Source organism: Prevotella melaninogenica, from assembly GCF_003609775.1.
Taxonomy (GTDB): Bacteria; Bacteroidota; Bacteroidia; order Bacteroidales; family Bacteroidaceae; genus Prevotella; species Prevotella melaninogenica_A.
Genome location: NZ_AP018049.1, coordinates 412,671 through 435,124, shown reverse-complemented (window position 1 = coordinate 435,124; position 22,454 = coordinate 412,671). Strand labels below are relative to the sequence as shown.

The 22,454-nt window shown below is 42.3% G+C and carries 19 protein-coding genes and 5 tRNA genes; all 24 read right to left on the bottom strand.

The features are described from left to right. Positions 1-123: 123 nt before the first annotated feature. Entirely contained in the window at positions 124-540 is a 417-nt protein-coding gene (locus PMEL_RS01625) for an SMI1/KNR4 family protein (RefSeq protein WP_120173675.1), read from the bottom strand. Between the two features lies 1 nt (position 541). Continuing rightward, a complete protein-coding gene (locus tag PMEL_RS12270) occupies positions 542-1,624 on the bottom strand; it encodes an HNH endonuclease (RefSeq protein WP_120173674.1) in 1,083 nt (360 codons plus the stop codon). Between the two features lie 279 nt (positions 1,625-1,903). After that, positions 1,904-2,377: an SMI1/KNR4 family protein gene (locus tag PMEL_RS01615; protein ID WP_120173673.1), complete on the bottom strand. Its 474-nt coding sequence runs from the start codon at positions 2,375-2,377 to the stop codon at positions 1,904-1,906. 22 nt (positions 2,378-2,399) lie between these two features. Next, positions 2,400-3,938 carry a Hint domain-containing protein gene (locus tag PMEL_RS01610; protein WP_120173672.1) on the bottom strand — a complete coding sequence of 513 codons (1,539 nt, stop codon included), beginning with the start codon at positions 3,936-3,938 and terminating at the stop codon, positions 2,400-2,402. After that, positions 3,928-4,770 (bottom strand): hypothetical protein, encoded by an 843-nt coding sequence (locus PMEL_RS01605; protein WP_120173671.1) that lies wholly within the window; start codon positions 4,768-4,770, stop codon positions 3,928-3,930. Before PMEL_RS01605 ends, PMEL_RS01610 begins: the two co-directional genes overlap by 11 nt. A gap of 16 nt (positions 4,771-4,786) precedes the next feature. After that, positions 4,787-6,646 (bottom strand): type VI secretion system Vgr family protein, encoded by a 1,860-nt coding sequence (locus tag PMEL_RS01600; RefSeq protein ID WP_120173670.1) that lies wholly within the window; start codon positions 6,644-6,646, stop codon positions 4,787-4,789. Between the two features lie 163 nt (positions 6,647-6,809). After that, positions 6,810-7,208: a type VI secretion system tube protein TssD gene (gene tssD / locus PMEL_RS01595; protein WP_120173669.1), complete on the bottom strand. Its 399-nt coding sequence runs from the start codon at positions 7,206-7,208 to the stop codon at positions 6,810-6,812. 506 nt (positions 7,209-7,714) lie between these two features. After that, complete coding sequence (rpoC, locus tag PMEL_RS01590; protein WP_120173668.1) at positions 7,715-12,085, bottom strand: DNA-directed RNA polymerase subunit beta'; 4,371 nt, start codon at positions 12,083-12,085, stop codon at positions 7,715-7,717. Between the two features lie 28 nt (positions 12,086-12,113). Then, entirely contained in the window at positions 12,114-15,923 is a 3,810-nt protein-coding gene (gene rpoB / locus PMEL_RS01585) for a DNA-directed RNA polymerase subunit beta (protein WP_120173667.1), read from the bottom strand. A 152-nt stretch (positions 15,924-16,075) separates the two neighbouring features. Further along, positions 16,076-16,453 carry a 50S ribosomal protein L7/L12 gene (rplL, locus tag PMEL_RS01580; RefSeq protein WP_004361437.1) on the bottom strand — a complete coding sequence of 126 codons (378 nt, stop codon included), beginning with the start codon at positions 16,451-16,453 and terminating at the stop codon, positions 16,076-16,078. 64 nt (positions 16,454-16,517) lie between these two features. Further along, positions 16,518-17,036: a 50S ribosomal protein L10 gene (rplJ, locus tag PMEL_RS01575; RefSeq protein WP_120173666.1), complete on the bottom strand. Its 519-nt coding sequence runs from the start codon at positions 17,034-17,036 to the stop codon at positions 16,518-16,520. A gap of 18 nt (positions 17,037-17,054) precedes the next feature. After that, on the bottom strand, positions 17,055-17,747 hold the full coding sequence (gene rplA, locus PMEL_RS01570) for a 50S ribosomal protein L1 (RefSeq protein ID WP_120173665.1): 693 nt from the start codon (positions 17,745-17,747) through the stop codon (positions 17,055-17,057). Between the two features lie 21 nt (positions 17,748-17,768). Further along, entirely contained in the window at positions 17,769-18,209 is a 441-nt protein-coding gene (gene rplK / locus PMEL_RS01565) for a 50S ribosomal protein L11 (protein ID WP_120173664.1), read from the bottom strand. Positions 18,210-18,263: 54 nt separating this feature from the next. Then, complete coding sequence (nusG, locus tag PMEL_RS01560; protein ID WP_120173663.1) at positions 18,264-18,812, bottom strand: transcription termination/antitermination protein NusG; 549 nt, start codon at positions 18,810-18,812, stop codon at positions 18,264-18,266. Between the two features lie 11 nt (positions 18,813-18,823). Then, on the bottom strand, positions 18,824-19,015 hold the full coding sequence (gene secE / locus PMEL_RS01555; protein ID WP_120173662.1) for a preprotein translocase subunit SecE: 192 nt from the start codon (positions 19,013-19,015) through the stop codon (positions 18,824-18,826). A gap of 17 nt (positions 19,016-19,032) precedes the next feature. Then, positions 19,033-19,105: transfer RNA gene (locus PMEL_RS01550), tRNA-Trp, on the bottom strand. A 60-nt stretch (positions 19,106-19,165) separates the two neighbouring features. Further along, complete coding sequence (tuf, locus tag PMEL_RS01545; protein WP_120173661.1) at positions 19,166-20,362, bottom strand: elongation factor Tu; 1,197 nt, start codon at positions 20,360-20,362, stop codon at positions 19,166-19,168. A gap of 72 nt (positions 20,363-20,434) precedes the next feature. Continuing rightward, a tRNA-Thr gene (locus PMEL_RS01540) sits at positions 20,435-20,506 on the bottom strand. A 12-nt stretch (positions 20,507-20,518) separates the two neighbouring features. Continuing rightward, positions 20,519-20,591: transfer RNA gene (locus PMEL_RS01535), tRNA-Gly, on the bottom strand. A gap of 18 nt (positions 20,592-20,609) precedes the next feature. Next, positions 20,610-20,691 (bottom strand) — tRNA-Tyr (locus tag PMEL_RS01530). Positions 20,692-20,720: 29 nt separating this feature from the next. After that, a tRNA-Thr gene (locus PMEL_RS01525) sits at positions 20,721-20,794 on the bottom strand. A gap of 87 nt (positions 20,795-20,881) precedes the next feature. Further along, positions 20,882-21,181 carry a ribosome hibernation-promoting factor, HPF/YfiA family gene (gene hpf, locus PMEL_RS01520; protein ID WP_120174607.1) on the bottom strand — a complete coding sequence of 100 codons (300 nt, stop codon included), beginning with the start codon at positions 21,179-21,181 and terminating at the stop codon, positions 20,882-20,884. A gap of 22 nt (positions 21,182-21,203) precedes the next feature. Next, complete coding sequence (gene xerC, locus PMEL_RS01515; RefSeq protein ID WP_120173660.1) at positions 21,204-22,088, bottom strand: tyrosine recombinase XerC; 885 nt, start codon at positions 22,086-22,088, stop codon at positions 21,204-21,206. Between the two features lie 71 nt (positions 22,089-22,159). After that, complete coding sequence (gene rpsU, locus PMEL_RS01510) at positions 22,160-22,351, bottom strand: 30S ribosomal protein S21 (RefSeq protein ID WP_004361446.1); 192 nt, start codon at positions 22,349-22,351, stop codon at positions 22,160-22,162. Between the last annotated feature and the right edge of the window lie 103 nt (positions 22,352-22,454).

The following is a 22,454-nucleotide window of genomic DNA, read 5'->3' as shown; positions in this document are numbered from 1 at the left end:
GATTACCTATATAAAGGCAATCCCACAAGGATTTCTATGTGAATTATGTTTTACCAAACAGTAATATATTATAATAGATATAAAAATAAATATCTAATCGAATGTAAACTCTGATATGGAAAATTAATAAAATGAATTAAGAAAATCCGAAAAAGACTTTGACACTAATATGTAATTCTTTTCTTCTAAGAAGTCCACCTCTAAAATGTATATATATCCGTATGTATTTGTTTCTATTGATATAAGGTAGATATTCCCACCATTGTCATAAGCAAAGGGTATCTTATCGATAAAATCAATACCACTGTTTTTATAATCTTTAATTATTTTCTCAATGGGAAGACGACCATATTTAATAGGATAGAATCCGTTTATTGTGAAAATATTCTGTAACCCTTTCACATTTTCGTATGGAGGATATCCTCCGTTATATTTAAGATAATGCTCTTTGAAATCTATCGGGATATTTCTACTAAAAGACTTTTCAAAAGTAATTAACTCTGTGATTATCAACTGTTGTTCTGATTGTTCAAATTCCATATTACCAAGTTTTAAAAATATAAGATTTTCCTGTTGCTTGTTTGTATTGGCTGCAACCACCAATATGAGAAATGCCAGAATGTGCTTCTTGTTTGACTAACTGCATAGTTCCTCTATTTGTTTTAGGATCATAATCATCCAAATGATGCCATACATATCCCTTAGGTGTACTTTTCTGGCCAAGTGCTGATAGACTTGCATTTTCAAAATCTGTACTATATACCCCAGAGTACTCTATTGATATAATATTTTTTTGTCCTTCCTTTATAGGATATAAAGCATCACTATCGGCATAATCAAGTCCTCCATTTTTCGTAGCTTTAACGTCATGAAAGCCTCTTTCCTCTATTTTCTTTAATTCATTTGCATCAGCATACCCATTATGCACCAGCACTCCTTCTTCTGTGACATAATAGTTCTCATTGTCCTCAATCTCCAGATTATAGACCTCGACAAAGGTAGGGAAAATAATCTTATTCTCAATGACAACGATAGAATTATCTTTCAGTTGTAGGGTGTCATTAACATTTAGTTCCTCAATCGGTGTCCATTCGCCATTGCTGAAGAAACGGTGCTCTGGTGTTACTTCAATTGTTGAACCATTAGAAAGTTCCAAAACACACATACGGCGTGTCATACGACGCATGACCTTCTTTACCTTCTTGTACTCCTGTTCACCCGTTTCCTCATTGTATGTGAGCACAGGCACGCCAACTTCCAGTTTCTCTATATCTGCCAGTCCCCACTGCGTGTGAACTTTTGTGCCTGCAGGAAAACAGACTGTTGTAGCACCTTTAGCTGCAAAGACGTCAAGGATGAGTGACATACCACTTGCCTTGATTTTCTCCCAAGTGCTCTTTTCATCATCTGTCCAAATGTCATAGTGTTCTTTGGCTTGACCATAAAGACCGAAGTCTTTCATGAAACGGCAGAAAAGTCCTCCCTGATTCCAGCTAGTAAACTGCTGAAGGAAGTTATCCTTGGCTGTCATAGCGAAGTCCTTGGCAAAAGTCTTTCCAAATGTCGTCACAGCCTCTCCTGCTGTTGATGCACCTGCTGCAGCACTACCAGCTCCGATAGCCATATTTGCACAGCCTTTACCAACAAGGAATCCAAAAGCAAAGTTCGATACATGACCAAGATTCGTCAGGGTATATGTGTCATAAAAAGACCAAAATGTGGACTTGGTAATAATGTTCCTGTTCCAATGCAAGACAAGTCATTATAAAGAATATATATCAATATCTTTATAACCTTTCTATAGCACAATATGCCCCATTTAGCCTTTCCTCAGATATTTCCTTCTAAATCATAAATTTTATATCTACCCCATTAAGAATAAAATACAAGTATATCTGCAATTTTAAGGTTTGAAAATACTGTCGCCAATAATATCTATGCTCCAGTCCAACATAACTTCATTAAACCATTCACAAAAGTCTTGGTTTACTATTTCTGGCCTATCAGTGTCTGAGTATTTATAATTAGAAGTCCAAAAAACTATTTTATTGTTATCAGAAGTATCAAAGCAATAGTAACTTCCCCCTCCATCTGGTGCGAAAGGAACAATAAACTTAGGCATTGGGTATTTCACCTCATTATGTTCTATATCATATGCCTTAATAATATCAAATTGTTTATTGCTTATTCCAAACAATTCATCTCCTGATATTATTATACCATTAGAAAATTTTAAAAAACTTAAATAATCTTCTGGCAATCTAAATGGCAATTGATTTTTATAAAGATGGATATCAGCTTCTTCTAGAGGTTTAAAATAACTTACATACTCTTCTTTAAATGTTTGAATCCTTTTTATCAACTCTTTAACAGTCATAACTATAATATTTAATTGTTAATTAATCCCAATCATCGAAGACTTCTTTCCAATATTCTAGCTTTTGAGCTTTAAAAGCTTTTCTATCTATCTTGCTAGCACTACCCTTGTTTGGATGGTTTATAGCATCATTTCCTGCACCCCTATGCTCCTTCCAATGCATTTCATCAAATGGTCCTTCTGGGTTTTGTCCTCGATGATGGATTTCTACGGACGTTCCATCACTTTTAAAGGTTGGCGCATTACCTCTTTTAGTTGGCTTGTTTAATTCGTCCCTATTGATGGTTTTTCCTTTCCTATCACTTATATACCCATTATGCACCAGCACACCCTCTTCTGTGACATAATAGTTTTCATTGTCCTCAATCTCCAGATTATAGACCTCTACAAAGGTAGGGAAAATTATCTTATTGTCAATGACAACGATAGAATTATCTTTCAGTTGAAGAGTGTCATTAACATTTAGTTCCTCTATTGGTGTCCATTCGCCATTGCTGAAGAAGCGGTGTTCGGGTGTTACTTCAATTGTCGTACCATTGGAAAGCTCCAAGGCGCACATACGGCGTGTCATACGACGCATAACCTTCTTTACCTTCTTGTACTCTTGCTCACCTGTTTCCTCATTGTAAGTTAAAATAGGTACGCCGACTTCCAGCTTCTCTATATCCGCCAGTCCCCACTGCGTATGCACCTTCGTGCCTGCAGGGAAACAGACTGTTGTAGCACCTTTAGCTGCAAAGACGTCAAGGATGAGTGACATACCACTTGCCTTGATTTTCTCCCAAGTGCTCTTTTCATCATCTGTCCAGATGTCATAGTGTTCTTTGGCTTGACCATAAAGACCGAAGCCTTTCATAAATCGGCAGAAAAGTCCTCCCTGATTCCATCCAGTGAACTGCTGAACGAAGTTCTCCTTGGCTGTATTAAGGAAAGTCTTACCAAACGTGCGAGCAAACGTTGTTGCAGCCTGTCCTGCTGATGAAGCACCTGCTGCAGCAGTACCAGCTTCTGCCACCATTGAGGCTCCACCTCGACCGACAAGGAAACCAAAGGCAAAGTTTGCAATATGACCGAGGTTAGTCAGAGCCTGTGTACCCCATGCCTCCCAGAATGTTTCTTGTGCCGTGATGATTCCACCTTCTGCTGGGCAGGTCATCTGTGAAGAAAGTGTCAGCAATGGTGCCCCATTCAGTTTGGAATGCTGTGATGTCGTGGCAGGAAGCCATGAACGTGTTGCTGCTGCACTGGCACATTTACAACCTGCAAAAACTAAGGCTGCTACGACAACGGCTGCAATGATGGCCGCCATAAGCCACCCGGGACCAGGAACACACATACAGGCTCCAACGGCAAAGGTTGCAACACCTGCAATGGCACCAGCTGCAAAAGCTACGCTACCAGCACAGATAAAGTTAGACTTCGTCTGAAGATCCTTACTTGTTGCTGCCAGGGAGCCGCTGAACTTAATACTCTTCTGGCTGTCTACACTCACACGTACAGGCTTTGCCCCCTTGGAGCAAGTCAGATAATGAGCTTCTGTAAGATATTGTTCATTCGCCATCTTCGTGAAGTTTTAGATGTAGGTGGGTGTACAACGAATAATCCTTGCCGACTGTCTCACTCAGGCTGAGATTAGCTTCTTCCAATATCTCGCCGTCATTATGAAAGTCTGCACGCATCTGATACTCCATATTCGAGCCTTTTGCATCAACGTTCTTAAGAATCTTATCAACAGACTCTCCATCGTAGATCATGTCGCCCTTAAAATGTCGATCGGTCTTGCCATCAAACATGACACCTTTACTTGTTTTGTACGTACAAGCAAGTTCTATAGGAACGCATGAACCGAAGCGGTCAATGTCACGATACTTAAAGCGTTCTTCACGCATATATTTTCCAAACTGAAGGAAATAAGCATACATGAAGTGCATATAGCGAATATTGTTCACAAACAGTGACTCATTGGCAAGTTCCTTCTCCTTTGCAAGGATAATCTCATACGAACTCATGGGGTACTTGTAGGTAAGATACTCACGAACTTTCTCCCATTTGGAATATACTTGCTCCCTATTATTAATCTTGCGGAGAATTCCGTGGTCGCTGACCCAGAAGTCCAATTCGTCATATATGGCACTAATCTCATTAGTTGCTTCAATAATCTGAGCAACTGTAGCGTCATCATATTTTACTAATTTATTTGATAACTCACGCAGGCGGAAACGCCAACATTGCTGTTCCTTGTCTACTTCAAGAAACGTAAGTTCATGGCGGCTCACCATCTTGAAATCACTGTCTATAACCATAGCCTTGGAATGTCCTTCTGCGGTAAGGTCATAGACAAATGTCTCTCCTTCTTTATATCTTCTGAAATACTCTTCTTCGTTGATTTCCATAAAAATCTGTTATCCTTTAGCTGTTAACATTGACATCTGGACCATCTACAACAACCTTACTTCCACCTGTAATTGAAATATCTTTGCTACCAAGAGTGGCAGTTGTTTTACCAGACATATTTAGATTGGTTTGGCTTGACATCGTCATATCCTGCTTGGCTTGTAACGACATCATTTCATCCGTTCCGATGGTAATCTGCTGTTTACCATTAATAAAGATACCGCTCGTGCAAACCTTTATTTGATTTTCTCCTACAACCAAAGTAATTGCAGTGTTTCCTTTTAACGTTATATTACCATCTGAGTCTGAAGATATAACGGAACTGCCATTACCAACATTGATAACGTTATTAGTTCCTGCATTGACAAAATTAGATGATTTCGCATTCGTCGTCGCATTACCTCCACCATCAAAGTTCATGCTTACACCGCCTTTGTCGTGCAGTGTTACGCTACCTGCAGAGTCATCAAGCTTAAGGGAGCTACCGCTTCGTGTGGTGAGGCTCTTGCAGTTATTGCCCTGGCCACCACCACCACCAGTTGTTCCATTAAAGAGGCTACCCAAAACGTATGGTCTTGCTGGATCTCCATGGCGGAAACCGAGGAGGACTTGGTCGCCTACCTCTGGGATGAATACAAAACCGCGGTTGCTCTTTACATCGTCACTGCTACCACCATCTGGTGTCATCACACGCACCCAACCTGTCTGCATACCATTCGTCTGCCAATTCATACGCACACGAACACGACCCTTGCCCTGTGGGTCAGCATTGCTAAGCACGGTTGCCATCTGTGTCTCTGCCAATGGCATACGCACCTTTGGACTTGGCAGTGCTTTTATTGTTGCAGGGATAGCCTTGAAGCGGTTCTTGTAGTAGCTGCCTTGACTTACCTCATGGGTTATCTCGATAATGATAAAGTTACCCAAACTCTCTTTTGATATGTTTCCTATACGCTCTAAGAATGAGCTGTAAAGACTTACAACAGAACCTACACGTAGGGTTGGCACCTGACTCTCTGCTGTGATATAATGTGTCTCAGCCGTCTCAGCCGCCTGCTTACGACCCATGTATCCAATGAGTTCTGACTCATCGCTTATACGTGGCAATGCACGCTGTCTTGCTGGCTTGGAGAATAACCCGAGTGATGCACGAAAGGCATCGCCCGATAGTTTATCATGTCCAATAGCTTGGTCTGGTGTCATTCTCTCCATCTCACGGTCCGAACCAGAGTGGTAAGAGAACACCTGCTCTGAACGTGCGAGAGTCTGCAAACCAATATCAAGTGACGATAGCGTCGTTCCGTATTCCAACCTAATTGGATCAGCCAATTTCTTTGGTTTTCCGAAGATTAGTTTAGTTCCATCGTAATACATCCACTCTTGATACTGATGAGCAAGACGACGGACAAAGTCGAAGTCGGACTCTTCATATTGACAGATATAGTCCTTGTTCTCTTTGAATTCTGGATTTAACTCTAATTGCACCTTAGCTTGTTCGCATAGCTTCTTAACCACATCCCCAATGGTTGTGTCATTCCATGAAAAGCAGCTATGTGCAGTCTCCATTCTGTAAGTAGCAGAATAACCAGAAACGATGATACACCCAAAGTCACTTCCCTCTCTGTGTAACTGTATGTTTGTCACCACACCCACGAAAATCGGTGTTCCAGCAGCTTTCACCACGATGCTTTCACCCAGCCACTTTTTACTGTTCTCGCTGATGTTGTGCACATATCTATTGCCACCAGATTCAAGTTCAACCGACATTTGGAATCGGTGATGTTTACCTATATTTTGTTCGATTTGTAGAGAAATAAAAGAAGAAAGAGACTTCTTTCCTACGCTGATAGTAATGGGGTTGAAAGGAATTGACATGGTTGTTTGTTTTGAGATAAAATAAAGCTAATAGGCGTGTGTTAGGGTATTATATTTCCAGTTTAAGGAGATTAAAGTTGACTTAAATCCCCTTTAATTGTGGAAAGCGAAAAGGACTATGCCGAGCATAGTTTGCTCTGCATAGTCCTTATGTTTCCTAAGCTTATGTGCGAGGCCAACGGTTGTCGAGCTCTGCATTACCTACTGTGATATTCTCAGCAGAGAAAGTCATAGCGATGGTCATAGGAGCCTCGTTGTTAACGTCGAGTGTCTCCTTGTAGTGAACGATGTATGCATTCTTGAAAGAAATCTCCTTCATCTTAGCATCTTCTTCGCTCTTCTTGTAGATAATCTTACCCTCAACAGGCTTGAACTGGCTGTTAAGCATAGCCTCGATGGTAGAAGTGTCATCAGTAGACTCGATAGTTACACTGATGCGACCGCCAGAGATGCTTGATGCAGGCTGACCCTTCTTGTCAGTTGTACGGCTGAACTCGTAGTTAGAAAAGAGTACATCATACTCCTTACCACCTAATTCCAAAGTTGCTCTAAATGAACTCATAATTGAAAAGTTTTAAGTTGTTAGAAAAAAAATGATTAATAAGGCACCCTTATTATCTCCTAATATTATAGGGAAATAAAAAAGAGAAAACCTCAACAACTTCTTGAAGTCCCCTCTGTACGGCTGTTAAACAGTCTTGCTCTTGGAAAGAAGAGGAAGATTCACAATCTGTTGTCTTTTAACAATGACAAAAATAGAAATATAATTTCATTACAACAAATTTAAAAACAATATATAACAGATATTTAAGTTTTAATACAAGCAACGCTTAACTTGGGTGGTAAATCGAGATTGTATCTACAACAATGCTTAGTATAAAGCTTTATCATAAAGTCATATTGGTACAGTCCTTAAAAGTGTGTAAGTTTCTTTATTTTAATGTTACAAATACAAAGATAAGAAAATATGGATTTACACACTTTTTTTTTATAGACAGTACCCAAACAAAAAGGGACTTACAGTAATACTGCAAGTCCCTTTTAATCTTATGTATGAGAGACTTAGGATTACTCCTGTGTAGCCTCTGCCTCTTGCTTAGCGAAGTCGAGAACATTCTTCTTGTTAGCCTCCATGCGCTCGTGTTCTTCTTGTGAACCAACAACGAGCTTCTGCCACTGGCGAAGACCAGTACCAGCAGGAATGAGGTGACCACAGATAACATTCTCCTTCATGCCTTCAAGGTTATCGCTCTTACCACGGAGAGCAGCCTCGTTGAGCACCTTAGTTGTTTCCTGGAAGGAAGCAGCACTCATGAAGCTCTTCGTACCGAGGGCAGCACGTGTGATACCCTGGAGAATCTGAGTAGCAGTTGCCTGAACGGCATCACGTACCTGAACGAGTTTGAGGTCACGACGCTTAAGACTTGAGTTCTCATCACGCAACTTGCGTACAGAGAGAATCTGACCCTTATAGCAGTTCTCAGAATCACCCGGATCGGTAACAACCTTCTTACCCCAGATACGATCGTTCTCCTCAGCAAAGTCGAGCTTATCAATAAGTTCCTGCTCGAGGAATATTGTATCTCCTGGGTCGTCGATACGTACCTTACGCATCATCTGGCGAACGATAATCTCAAAGTGCTTGTCATTAATCTTCACACCCTGCAAACGATATACATCCTGAACCTCATTAACGATATACTCCTGAACGGCTGTTGGACCCATGATAGACAAGATATCAGCTGGAGTAATAATACCATCAGACAATGGAGTACCAGCACGAACAGCATCATGCTCCTGTACAAGAATCTGCTTAGACAAACTTACAAGATACTTACGCTGCTCACCTGTCTTAGAAGTCACAATAATCTCGCGGTTACCACGCTTCACCTTACCCATAGTAATCTCACCATCGATTTCAGATACGACAGCTGGATTAGATGGGTTACGAGCCTCGAAGAGCTCAGTTACACGTGGAAGACCACCAGTGATATCACCAGCACCGCCAACAGAACGAGGAATCTTAACGAGTGTCATACCCGTCTTAATTTCAGCCCCATCAAGAAGTATCTGCTCCAAGTGACCACCTACAGGAAGGTTATATGTACCGAGGATATCAGATGCTGCATAAAGACCATCTTCACCCTTCTTAGCACCTACCTTAACGATGTCAACCGTAGGAAGTTTTGTCTTATCACGTGAATCGATAATGATACGCTCTGTAAGACCTGTAGCATCATCGGTTTCTGCCTTATAGGTAACACCCTCTATAACATCGTGCAGACGGAGAATACCAGCATACTCACTAACAATAACGGCGTTGAATGGGTCCCACTTACAAATCAGATCGCCCTTCTTAACAGTGTCGCCTGACTTGAAGTAAAGAGAACTACCATAAGGAACGTTATCTGTAAGGAGTACAATACCTGTGTTAGGGTCAACGAAACGGATTTCAGCCAAACGGCTTACAACCATCTGACACTCCTTCTCCTCATCGTCAACGAATGGTACTGTACGAAGCTCATCGAACTCAATCTTAGCATCATTCTTAGCTGTAATTGTTGCATTAGCTGCAGCATTACCAGCTACACCACCAGCGTGGAACGTACGAAGAGTAAGCTGTGTACCTGGCTCACCAATAGCCTGTGCAGCGATGACACCAACAGCCTCACCCATCTGTACCATACGTGCAGAAGCGAGGTTACGGCCGTAACACTTCTTACATACACCCTTCTTACTCTCACAAGTGAGTACAGAACGAATTTCAACCATCTCAATTGGTGAGTTCTCAATAGCCTGTGCCTTTGTTTCAGTGATTTCCTCACCTGCAGCAACGATAATATCACCTGTAGTAGGATTAATTACATCATGAACAGACACACGACCCAAGATACGCTCATAAAGGCTTGCAATAGTCTCATCACCATTCTTCAAGGCACGACACTCAAGACCACGGAGCGAACCACAATCCTCCTCATTGATAATAACATCATGAGAAACGTCAACGAGACGACGTGTCAGGTATCCAGCATCGGCAGTCTTCATAGCCGTATCGGCAAGACCCTTACGAGCACCGTGAGAAGCAATAAAGTACTCCAACACAGACATACCCTCCTTAAAGTTAGAGATAATTGGGTTCTCAATAATCTGAGCACCTTCAGCACCAGCCTTCTGTGGCTTAGCCATAAGACCACGCATACCAGCAAGCTGTGCAATCTGATCAGCAGAACCACGGGCACCAGAATCAAGCATCATATATACGGCATTGAAACCTTGGTCAGCCTCTGTCATGTGCTTCATAACAGCCTGCTTAAGGTTGTTATTTACGTGTGTCCACGCATCAATTACCTGATTATAACGCTCCTTATCAGTGATGAAACCCATTTCGTAGTTAGCTTTCACCTGGTCAACTTCATTCTGTCCCTTGCCTACGAGATCAGTCTTCTCATCTGGCACGATGATATCATCGAGGTTGAACGAAAGACCAGCAACGTAAGCCATACGATAACCGAGGTTCTTGATACCATCGAGGAACTCACAAGCACGCGCCATACCGACAGCCTTAATAACGTCAGCAATAAGACCACGAAGTGACTTCTTTGAGATAATACCATTGAAGAAACCAACCTCAGTTGGAATAATCTGATTAACAATTACACGACCAACTGATGTCTCAACCATACGCTTCTGAAGTTTACCATCAACGAGGTCATCAACGATTACCTTCACCTGTGCGTGGAGGTCACACTTCTTCTCATTGTAAGCAATGATAGCTTCCTCTGAGCCGTAGAATGTAAGACCTTCGCCCTTAGCACCTGGACGAATCTTTGTGATATAATAGAGACCAAGCACCATATCCTGTGAAGGAACGGTGATAGGTGCACCATTAGCAGGATTAAGAATGTTATGGCTCTGGAGCATCAAAACCTGAGTCTCCAATACAGCTTCATTGCTCAATGGAAGGTGAACAGCCATCTGGTCACCATCGAAGTCAGCGTTGAACGCTGTACATGCCAATGGGTGCAACTGAATAGCCTTACCCTCAATAAGCTTAGGCTGGAAAGCCTGAATACCAAGACGGTGAAGTGTCGGAGCACGGTTCAACAATACTGGGTGACCCTTCATTACATTCTCAAGGATATCCCAAATAACTGGCTCACGGCGGTCTACAATCTTCTTAGCACTCTTTACAGTCTTCACGATACCGCGCTCGATAAGTTTGCGGATAATGAATGGCTTATAAAGCTCTGCTGCCATCAACTTAGGCAGACCGCACTCACCCATCTTCAACTCTGGACCTACAACAATAACTGAACGCGCAGAATAGTCAACACGCTTACCGAGGAGGTTCTGACGGAAACGTCCCTGCTTACCCTTCAAAGAATCAGAGAGTGACTTCAAAGGACGGTTGCTCTCGCTCTTAACAGCAGATGACTTACGACTGTTATCGAAGAGTGAGTCTACAGCTTCCTGAAGCATACGTTTCTCATTTCGGAGAATAACCTCAGGAGCCTTAATCTCCATCAAACGCTTCAAACGGTTGTTACGGATGATAACGCGACGATAGAGGTCATTAAGGTCAGATGTTGCAAAGCGACCACCATCCAATGGAACCAATGGACGAAGTTCTGGTGGAGTAACAGGGATAATCTTCATGATCATCCACTCTGGGTTGTTCACACCGATAGACTGACGGAAGCCCTCAACAACCTGCAAACGCTTCAAAGCATCTGTCTTACGCTGTTGACTTGAGTCAGTTGTTGCGCGGTCACGCAACTCACCAGCCAAACGATCCAAGTCAATACCTGTGAGAAGGTCATAAATAGCCTCTGCACCCATCTTAGCAATGAACTTGCTTGGATCAGAATCATCCAAACGGTCATTACCCTCAGGGAGTTTATTATCAAGGATATCGAGATACTCGTCCTCTGAAAGAAGGTCGAACTTATGAGAACCATTCAAATCCTCTTCAGTATCGGCATTCTTCATACCCTCTACGACACCCGGCTGGATGACAACATATTTCTCATAGTAAATAACAGCATCAAGTTTCTTAGTTGGCATACCGAGAAGGTAACCAATCTTGTTAGGAAGACTACGGAAATACCAGATATGAGCAACAGGAACAACCAATTCAATATGTCCAGCACGTTCACGACGTACCTTCTTTTCTGTTACCTCAACACCACAACGATCGCAGACAATACCCTTATAACGGATGCGCTTGTACTTACCGCAGGCACACTCGTAATCCTTGGTAGGACCGAAGATACGCTCGCAGAACAAACCATCGCGTTCTGGTTTATAGGTACGATAGTTGATAGTCTCTGGCTTGGTTACCTCACCAAAAGAGTTTTCAAGAATCTCCTCAGGTGAAGCCAGTCCGATAGTAATCTTGCTGAAATTACTCTTTACTTTATTATCTTTCTTAAAAGCCATGTTTTACTTCTATTATGGGGTGTACGTATTAATCAAGTTTGACACTGAGACCGAGACCACGAAGCTCGTGCAACAACACGTTCAGTGACTCTGGAATACCTGGAGTTGGCATTGGTTCACCCTTAACGATAGCCTCGTAAGCCTTTGAACGACCAACAACATCATCAGACTTGATTGTCAAGATTTCCTGGAGAACATGAGATGCACCAAAGGCCTCAATAGCCCAGACCTCCATCTCTCCGAAACGCTGACCACCAAACTGTGCCTTACCACCAAGTGGCTGCTGTGTAATCAATGAGTATGGACCGATACTACGAGCATGCATCTTATCCTCAACCATGTGACCCAGCTTCAAGAAGTAAGTGATACCCACTGTAGCTGGCTGGTCGAACTTCTCACCAGTCTCACCATCATAGATATAGGTTGAACAGAGATTTGGTAAACCTGCCTTATCTGTCCACTCCTTCAAATCAGAGAGCTTAGCACCATCGAAGATAGGAGTAGCAAACTTAACACCCAACTTACGACCTGCAGCACCGAGGATAGCTTCGAAAATCTGTCCAAGGTTCATACGTGAAGGCACACCCATTGGGTTCAATACCAAGTCTACAGGACTACCATCCTCGAGGAATGGCATATCTTCTGTACGTACAACCTTAGATACGATACCCTTGTTACCGTGACGACCAGCAAGCTTATCACCTACCTGAATCTTACGCTTCTTAGCGATGTAAACCTTAGCCATCTGAAGAACACCAGAAGGAAGTTCATCACCGATAGTGATAGCAAACTTCTTACGCTTCATCTCAGCATCCATCTGCTTGTACTTACGGATGAAGTTCATAATCAACTTTTGGATCAGAAGGTTGATATGCTCATCATCAGTCCAGCCATTTGATTGGATTCCCTCATAATCAAGGTTCTTCAATGCAGCAACAGTGAACTTGCTTCCCTTAGTGATAATCTCAGCATCAGAGTAGTCCTTAACACCCTCTGAAACCTTATCTTCAGTCAGTTCAAGCAACTTATCAACCAAGAGATCCTTCAAATCATTGATCTTTGCCTCCTGCTCCTCGTCAATCTTAGCAAGAATATTCTTATCTTGACGCTTGCTCTCACGTGTCTTAATAGCACGACTGAAAAGTTTTTTATCAATAACGACACCACTTAATGATGGGTTAGCCTTCAATGAAGAATCCTTTACATCACCAGCTTTATCACCAAAGATAGCACGGAGAAGTTTCTCTTCTGGAGAAGGATCACTTTCACCCTTAGGAGAAATCTTACCAATCATGATATCACCTGGCTCAACACGAGCACCGATACGGATAATACCATTATCGTCAAGATCCTTAGTAGCTTCCTCACTTACGTTAGGAATATCAGCTGTAAATTCCTCTACACCACGCTTAGTTTCACGAACTTCAAGAGAATACTCGTCAACATGAACAGAGGTCAATACGTCTTCACGAACCATACGTTCAGAAATAACGATAGCGTCCTCATAGTTGTAACCCTTCCAAGGCATGTAAGCCACAACAAGGTTACGACCCAATGCCAACTCTCCGTTCTCTGTAGCATAACCCTCAGTAAGGATATCACCCTTCTTCACACGCTGACCCTTATCACAAATAGGACGAAGGTCTACAACCATGTTCTGGTTAGTACGACGGAACTTAGGAATACGATACTCCTTCAAAGCTGGCTCAAAGCTTACAAACTCCTCATCATCTGTACGATCATAGAGGATACGGATAGTTGTAGCATCAACGTACTCAATAACACCATCACCTTCCGCTGTAACCATTGTACGTGAATCCTCACAAACCTGCTTCTCAAGACCTGTACCAACGATAGGTGCATCATTATGAAGCAATGGAACTGCCTGGCGCATCATGTTACATCCCATCAATGCACGGTGACCGTCATCATGCTCCAAGAATGGAATCAGACCTGCAGAAACAGAAGCAATTTGCTGTGGAGACACGTCGATAAGAGCAACAGAATTTGGATCTACAACAGGGTAGTCAGCATCCTGACGACACTTAACAAAGTCACGAATAAATGTACCATCAGCATTCAATGGTGCATTACCCTGTCCAATAATCTGATCTTCCTCTTCCTCTGCAGTCAAGAAGAGTACATCCTTATTATCCATATCCACCTTAGCATCTTCAACACGACGATATGGTGTAACGATAAAGCCAAGATCATTAATCTTTGCATACATACAGAGTGATGAAATCAAACCGATGTTAGGACCTTCAGGAGACTCAATAGGACAAAGACGACCATAGTGAGTATAGTGAACGTCACGTACCTCGAAACCTGCACGCTCACGTGACAGACCACCAGGACCAAGAGCCGAGAGACGACGCTTATGAGTTACCTCTGCCAATGGATTGGTCTGGTCCATAAACTGACTCAATGGGTTAGTACCAAAGAATGAGTTGATGACACTTGAGATAGTCTTTGCATTAATCAAATCCGTTGGCTGGAACACTTCGCTGTCACGAACGTTCATGCGCTCACGGATAGTACGATTCATACGTGCAAGACCGATAGAGAACTGGTTAGCCAGCTGCTCACCTACGGTACGAACACGACGATTTGACAAGTGGTCAATATCATCAACAGTAGCGTTTGAGTTAATCAAGCTAATAAGATACTTAATAATCTCAATGATATCATCCTTTGTCAGTACACGTACATCCATATCCGTTTCCAAATTCAACTTCTTGTTGATACGGTAACGACCTACCTCTCCCAAGTCATAACGCTTGTCAGAGAAGAAAAGGTTCTGGAACACCTCACGTGCACTTGCATCATCAGCAGCATCAGCATTACGCAACTGACGATAAATATAGTTTACTGCCTCAATCTCCGAGTGGCTCGGATCCTTAGCAAGTGTATTGAAAATGATAGAATACTTACTTGCAGCATCCTCATCCTTATGTAACAAGATTGTTGATACAGAACTGTCAAGAATGTCATCTACAATCTCATCTGTGATGATAGTCTCACGCTCAACAACAACCTCATTGCGCTCAATAGATACAACCTCGCCTGTATCCTCATCAACGAAATCTTCAGCCCAAGACTTCATTACGTTACCAGCAATCTTACGACCAATAGCTGCCTTCATATTCTTCTTATTTACCTTAACCTCCTCACAGAGATCAAAGATCTGAAGAATATCACGATCAGACTCGTAACCAATAGCACGAAGCATTGTAGTTACAGGCAACTTCTTCTTACGGTCAATATAAGCATACATGACATTGTTAATGTCAGTAGCAAACTCAATCCATGAACCCTTGAATGGAATGATACGTGCACTATAAAGAACAGTACCATTTGCATGGACACCCTGGCCAAAGAACACACCCGGAGAGCGATGCAACTGAGAAACTACAACACGCTCAGCACCATTGATAACAAAAGTACCATTACTTGTCATGTAAGGAATAGTTCCCAAGAATACATCCTGAATAAATGTACCGAAATCCTCATGATCTGGGTCAGTACAATACAGCTTCATTTTAGCCTTCAAAGGTACACTATATGTCAAACCACGCTCCAAGCACTCGTCAATAGAATATCTTGGTGGGTCAACATAGTAATCCAGGAACTCAAGGACAAAATTATTACGCGTATCGGTGATAGGGAAGTTCTCTGCGAACACCTTATACAAACCGTCATTCTTGCGTTCCTCAGGCGGAGTATCCAGCTGTAGGAAGTCACGGAAAGACTTCAACTGCACATCGAGGAAATCCGGATATGGATACGGATTCTTAACGCTGGCGAAATTTACTCTGGGTTTATTTTCTAATGCCATAACTGAAATTAAATATTCAAATGTTTAAAGTCCAGCGGCGGACTAAAAAGGGAGAAATTCCCCATATATGTCAAAAGACACAAAAAGGTTAGGACTCACCTACTTGGTAAATCCTAACCATGTTTTTTTATTTATGTAAGGAAGAAGTAAAATTACTTCAACTCTACCTTAGCACCCTCAGCCTCGATAGCAGCCTTCAGGTTCTCAGCCTCAGCCTTAGCCATACCCTCCTTCAAAGTAGAAGGTGCACCGTCTACGAGGTCCTTAGCTTCCTTCAAACCGAGACCACAAGCCTCCTTAACAGCCTTAACAACCTTGAGCTTGTTAGCACCAGCGTCAACGAGAACTACGTCGAAATCTGACTTCTCCTCAGCTGCGCCACCTGCAGCAGCTGCAGCAGGACCAGCAACAGCAACAGCTGCAGCTGCAGGCTCAATACCATACTCGTCCTTGAGGACAGTTGCCAACTCATTTACTTCCTTAACAGTAAGATTTACTAACTCTTCTGCAATAGCTTTTACGTCTGCCATTTTATTCTAAATTTTTAATTTTTTGTTCTAAAAATAATATACCTTTTTGACTTTATTAGATTTTTTACTCAGGACGCTCGCCTAAAGTCTTAAGCACACCGTGGATAGTGCCAGCGCCTGACTGGAGAGCAGAAACAACGTTCTTTGCAGGAGACTGCAGCAATGCCACAACATCTGCGATGAGTTCGTTCTTGCTCTTGAGAGCCGCAAGTTCTTCGAGTTTGTCAGCACCAACAAATAGAGATTCCTCTACATAAGCTGCCTTAAGAGCAGGAATACCTTCCTTCTTATACTCCTTCAACAACTTTGCTGGTACATTAGCAGTCTGAGTGAACATAACTGCTGTATTACCCTTCAAAGAACCATACAGTGGTTCAAAATCTACATCTGAAGCTTCAAAAGCCTTATGAAGAAGGTTATTCTTCACAACAACCATATTGATTTCGCTCTTGAAACACTTACGGCGAAGAGAACTTGTAGCCTCTGCGTTCAATCCAGTTACGTCAACCAAATAGAAATGAGGATAGTTCTTTAACTTCTCACCGAGTTCAGCGATAATTGTATCTTTTACTTCTTTCTTCATTGTACAAAACTTTTAGAGTTATTCAGCTGATTTAGGATCAATCTTGACACCCTTACTCATTGTGCTAGAAATAAAGATACTCTTGATATATGTACCTTTAGCAGCAGCAGGCTTCAGCTTGATAACAGTAGAGATAAACTCCTTAGCGTTACCACAAATCTGCTCAGCAGACATACTAACCTTACCGATTGAAGTGTGGATAATACCAGCCTTATCAACCTTAAAGTCAATCTTACCCTGCTTAACGTCCTTTACTGCCTTAGCAACATCCATAGTCACAGTACCGCTCTTTGGGTTTGGCATCAAGCCACGAGGACCGAGTACACGACCCAAAGGACCTAACTTACCCATGCATGATGGCATAGTGATGATAACATCAATATCAGTCCATCCGCCCTTGATCTTTTCAACGTATTCGTCGAGACCAACGTAATCAGCACCAGCTTCCTTAGCGGCAGCCTCCTGATCAGGTGTACAGAGACAGAGCACACGTGTGACTTTACCAGTACCATGTGGAAGTGACACAACGCCACGAACCATCTGGTTAGCCTTACGTGGGTCAACACCGAGACGCACATCAACATCTACAGAAGCATCAAACTTGGTAGTGGTAATTTCCTTTACCAACTGTGCTGCCTCTTCCAGTGTATATGCCTTCCCTGCTTCAACCTTCTCAGCTACTGATTTCTGATTTTTTGTCAGTTTACTCATTTTTACTTTTGAAGTTTAAAATTATTTACCAGGGAAGTCCCCTTTTACAGTGATACCTATACTACGAGCAGTACCAGCAATAAGCTTCATTGCACTCTCTACTGTGAAACAGTTGAGGTCTGGCATTTTGTCTTCTGCGATAGCCCTTACCTGCTCCCAAGTTACGGATGCAACCTTCTTGCGGTTTGGCTCTCCAGATCCGCCTTTCACCTTAGCCACTTCCATGAGCTGTACAGCTGCAGGAGGAGTCTTAATGATGAAGCTGAAAGACTTATCGTTGTAGTAGGTAATTACGACTGGAAGAACTTTACCAGCCTTGTCCTGGGTACGGGCGTTGAACTCCTTGCAAAATCCCATAATATTAATACCCTTAGAACCCAATGCAGGGCCTACTGGAGGGGAAGGATTTGCAGCGCCACCTTTAATCTGTAATTTGATTAATCCAGCTACTTCTTTAGCCATTTCTTTTGTTAATATTAAAAATTAAACTATAGTAGAATAGTATCCGTAACAACACTATTCTTCTTTTGCGACTTGCATAAAACTTAGCTCCAATGGATTCTGGCGACCAAAGATCATTACCATCACCTTCAACTTATGCTTCTCGGCATTCACCTCTTCGATAATACCATGGAAACCGCTGAAAGGACCATCAGTAACCTGAACTGTTTCACCAACCATATATGGTATATTCTGAACTTCTTCAAGTTCAGTATCTTCCACATTACCTAACAGACGATTAATATCTGCTTGACGGACAGGTGAAGGGTCAGACATACCTCCGAGGAATCCTAAAACATTAGGCATGAAGCGCAACGTAGAAGCTACGTCAGCCGTCATATTGGCCTGGACAAGCACATAACCAGGAAGACTTAATTTCTCCTTAACAATACGCTTCCCATCTTTACGCACAGTTGCGTGTTTTTCCATAGGTAATAAAACCTCAAAAACACGCTCAGCAAGTTTTTCGTTCAGACGTAATTGAGCATCGATATATTCTTTTACCTTTGCCTCTTTACCGCTGACAGCACGAAGAACATACCATTTCTTTTCTGTATCTGCCATTTCCTAATGAATTATCTTGGATATACAAATTCCATTACGCGCTGGAACAAAGAGTCCATAGCAAACACTACCAACGCAATGATAACGGAAGCAGAAATAACTACCATTGCACTATGTGTTAGCTGGGCACGTGATGGCCATGTAGTTTTATGCGCAAGTTCATCGTAGCAAGCCTTGCAATAATTAACTATCTTATTAAACATAAAATCTTCTCTTTTTGCACGGGTTGAAGGGCTCGAACCCTCGACACCTGGTTTTGGAGACCAGTGCTCTACCAACTGAGCTAAACCCGTAAGTTAGTTCCCGACTCCCGAAAGAATCGGGAACTAATATAGTGTAATCTTAATTATCGATTACTTAACGTCCTCAAGGATCTCTGTGATCTGACCAGAACCTACTGTACGACCACCCTCACGGATAGCGAAACGAAGACCCTCGTTCAGAGCAACCTTGTAAATCAACTCAACCTCAATCTCAACGTTGTCACCTGGCATAACCATCTCAACGCCCTCTGGGAGGTGAATTTCACCTGTACAGTCCATTGTACGGAGGTAGAACTGTGGACGATACTTGTTACCGAATGGAGTATGACGACCACCCTCTTCCTTCTTCAATACATAGATAGATGCCTTGAAGTGATCGTGAGGAGTAATAGCACCTGGGTGCACAACTACCATACCACGCTTAACCTCAGCCTTATCGATACCACGGAGGAGGAGACCTACATTGTCACCAGCCTGACCTGTTGGAAGGTTCTTACGGAACATCTCAACACCAGTGATAACAGACTTCTTGTCCTCACCGAGACCGAGCAACTGAACCTCATCACCTACCTTACAGATACCAGTCTCGATACGACCAGTAGCTACAGTACCACGACCTGTAATAGAGAATACGTCCTCAACAGGCATCAAGAATGGCTTGTCAATCTCACGCTCTGGCTCTTCAATCCAAGTATCAACAGTATCCATGAGTTCCATTACAGAGTCTACCCACTTCTCAACACCGTTCAAAGCACCGAGTGCAGAACCACGAATGATAGGAGTATCCTCCTCATAACCGTACTGCTCGAGGATCTCACGAACCTCCATCTCAACGAGATCAAGCATCTCAGCATCATCAACCATATCACACTTGTTCAAGAATACAACCAAGCGTGGTACGTTTACCTGACGAGCGAGCAAAACGTGCTCACGAGTCTGAGGCATAGGACCATCAGTAGCAGCTACAACCAAGATAGCACCATCCATCTGAGCAGCACCAGTTACCATGTTCTTTACATAGTCGGCGTGACCAGGACAGTCTACGTGTGCGTAGTGACGGTTAGCTGTTTCGTACTCGATGTGTGCAGAGTTAATGGTAATACCACGCTCTTTCTCCTCAGGAGCATTATCAATCTGATCGAAAGACTTAACTTCCTCTGAACCGAAGCCCTTCTCATGAAGAACCTTTGAGATTGCTGCAGTAAGAGTGGTCTTACCGTGGTCAACGTGACCGATAGTACCAATGTTTACATGCGGTTTGGTGCGCACGAATTCTTCTTTAGCCATAGCTTTTTCTTATTTAATATTAAATGAATAATCTGTGCTTTTAGTTACACTAATTAATAACAATAATAGCAGAGCTGTAACTGAGAGTTGAACTCAGGACCTCTTCCTTACCAAGGAAGTGCTCTACCACTGAGCTATTACAGCAAAACCATAGAGAGCGGAAAACGGGGCTCAAACCCGCGACCCCCAGCTTGGAAGGCTAGTGCTCTATCAACTGAGCTATTTCCGCAAATTACATTTTCTGAAGTGGGTAGTGATGGATTCGAACCACCGAAGCTAGAAGCAGCAGATTTACAGTCTGCCCCATTTGGCCACTCTGGAAACTACCCGTCAGCAAATGTATCCCCCTTTCAAGGAGAGCCTCTTGTCGGATTCGAACCAACGACCCCGAGATTACAAATCACGTGCTCTGGCCAACTGAGCTAAAGAGGCATTACTTTGCAGCCGAAGGCTACTTGTCGTAAAACGGCTGCAAAGGTAAGACTTTTATTTTAATCTCCAAAATATTTCAGAGATTTTTTAATGCTTTCTTTGTTTTTCCTTAAACTTGGTGAGCTGAACCTTCATTGCATCTAAACACTGATCAATACCTTCTTCAAAAGTATCGCATGTTTTTTCCACATACAAAGTATTACCAGGAACTACTACTGATAAACTTGTGGTTTTATTTAATGCTGTAGCAGGCTTCTCAACCTTCAATTGCACCTCTACTTTCTGAATGTCTTCGTAAGACTTTTCTAATTTTTCAGCCTTCTTGGTAATAAAGGCCTGTAACTTCTCGGTTGTGTCGAAATGTATCGACTGGATCTTAATTTCCATAGGTACCTCCGTTTTTAAAAGGTTAAGCCCTTGGATGGGCATTTTTATAGACTTTCTTCAACTGTTCAAAGGTCGTATGAGTATAAATCTCTGTCGTTGACAGACTCTCATGACCAAGCAGTTTTTTTACACTTTCCAGTCCTGCCTCATGATTGAGCATTGCCGTGGCAAACGTATGGCGAAGAACGTGCGGTGAACGTTTTTTTAACGTTGACACTTTTGACAGATTCTTCTTTACCAAATTTCTTACCTGTGTAGTTGTCATCCTTTTGCCTTTCTTTGTTTGAAAGAAGGGTGTGGAATCACCTTTTACTGTTGTGTTACGTACCTGCAGGTACTGAGCAAACACATTAGCGAGTTCCTTACCAAAGGGAATAATTCGTTGCTTATTTCTCTTACCTGTTACTTTAATTTCACAAGTGATATTGTCAATATCTTTATCATCAAGACCTATCAATTCTGACAAACGAATACCCGTTACGTAGAACGTTATAATTATTGTACGTTCAAGCACATCCTTATAACTATCTCCCCACATCTTCGAATCCAGCAAACTTTCCATCTCCGACTCCTTAAGGAATTGAGGAAGCGGCTTTTGCTTTTTAGGACCTTGAAGACCATGAGCAGGGTCTTTCTCAATAAGTTTACGGCGGAGTGCAAATCTATAAAAAGATCTCAGCGCACTGAGTCTTCTATTGACTGATGAAGCAGAGTTACCTCTGTCCATCATGTACTCCATCCAGTTTCTGACAACATCAGAGTCTACAGACTCCCAAGAGAGCTGACAATCAAGTTCTTTATAAAACCGTTCGAACTCTATCAAGTCCTTTCGATAGTTGATTACCGTCATCGGGGAATAATTCCTTTCAAACTTTATGTAATCTAAGAACTTCTCTATCATCGGCACATTGTCAAATCATTTATATGGCAACGAATTTACGGAAATTAATCCAAACCGCCAAATTTTTAAAGAAGATTTTACTCTTCTGCGTCGCGAAGCTGCTGTACGTAAACGGCACGTTCCATCTTCAGGCGCTTCTTAACAGATGGCTTATCAAACTGCTGACGAGCACGGAGCTCCTTAACAACACCTGTCTTCTCAAACTTTCTCTTGAACTTCTTGAGCGCGCGCTCGATGTTCTCACCGTCCTTTACTGGTACAATAATCATGCTTTTTGTTTTAAATTATTTATTAATTAAACGTATGCGAAAGGGCATGACACCACTTTTGCGCCTGCAAAGTTACACTTTATTCTCCTAACTTCCAAACATT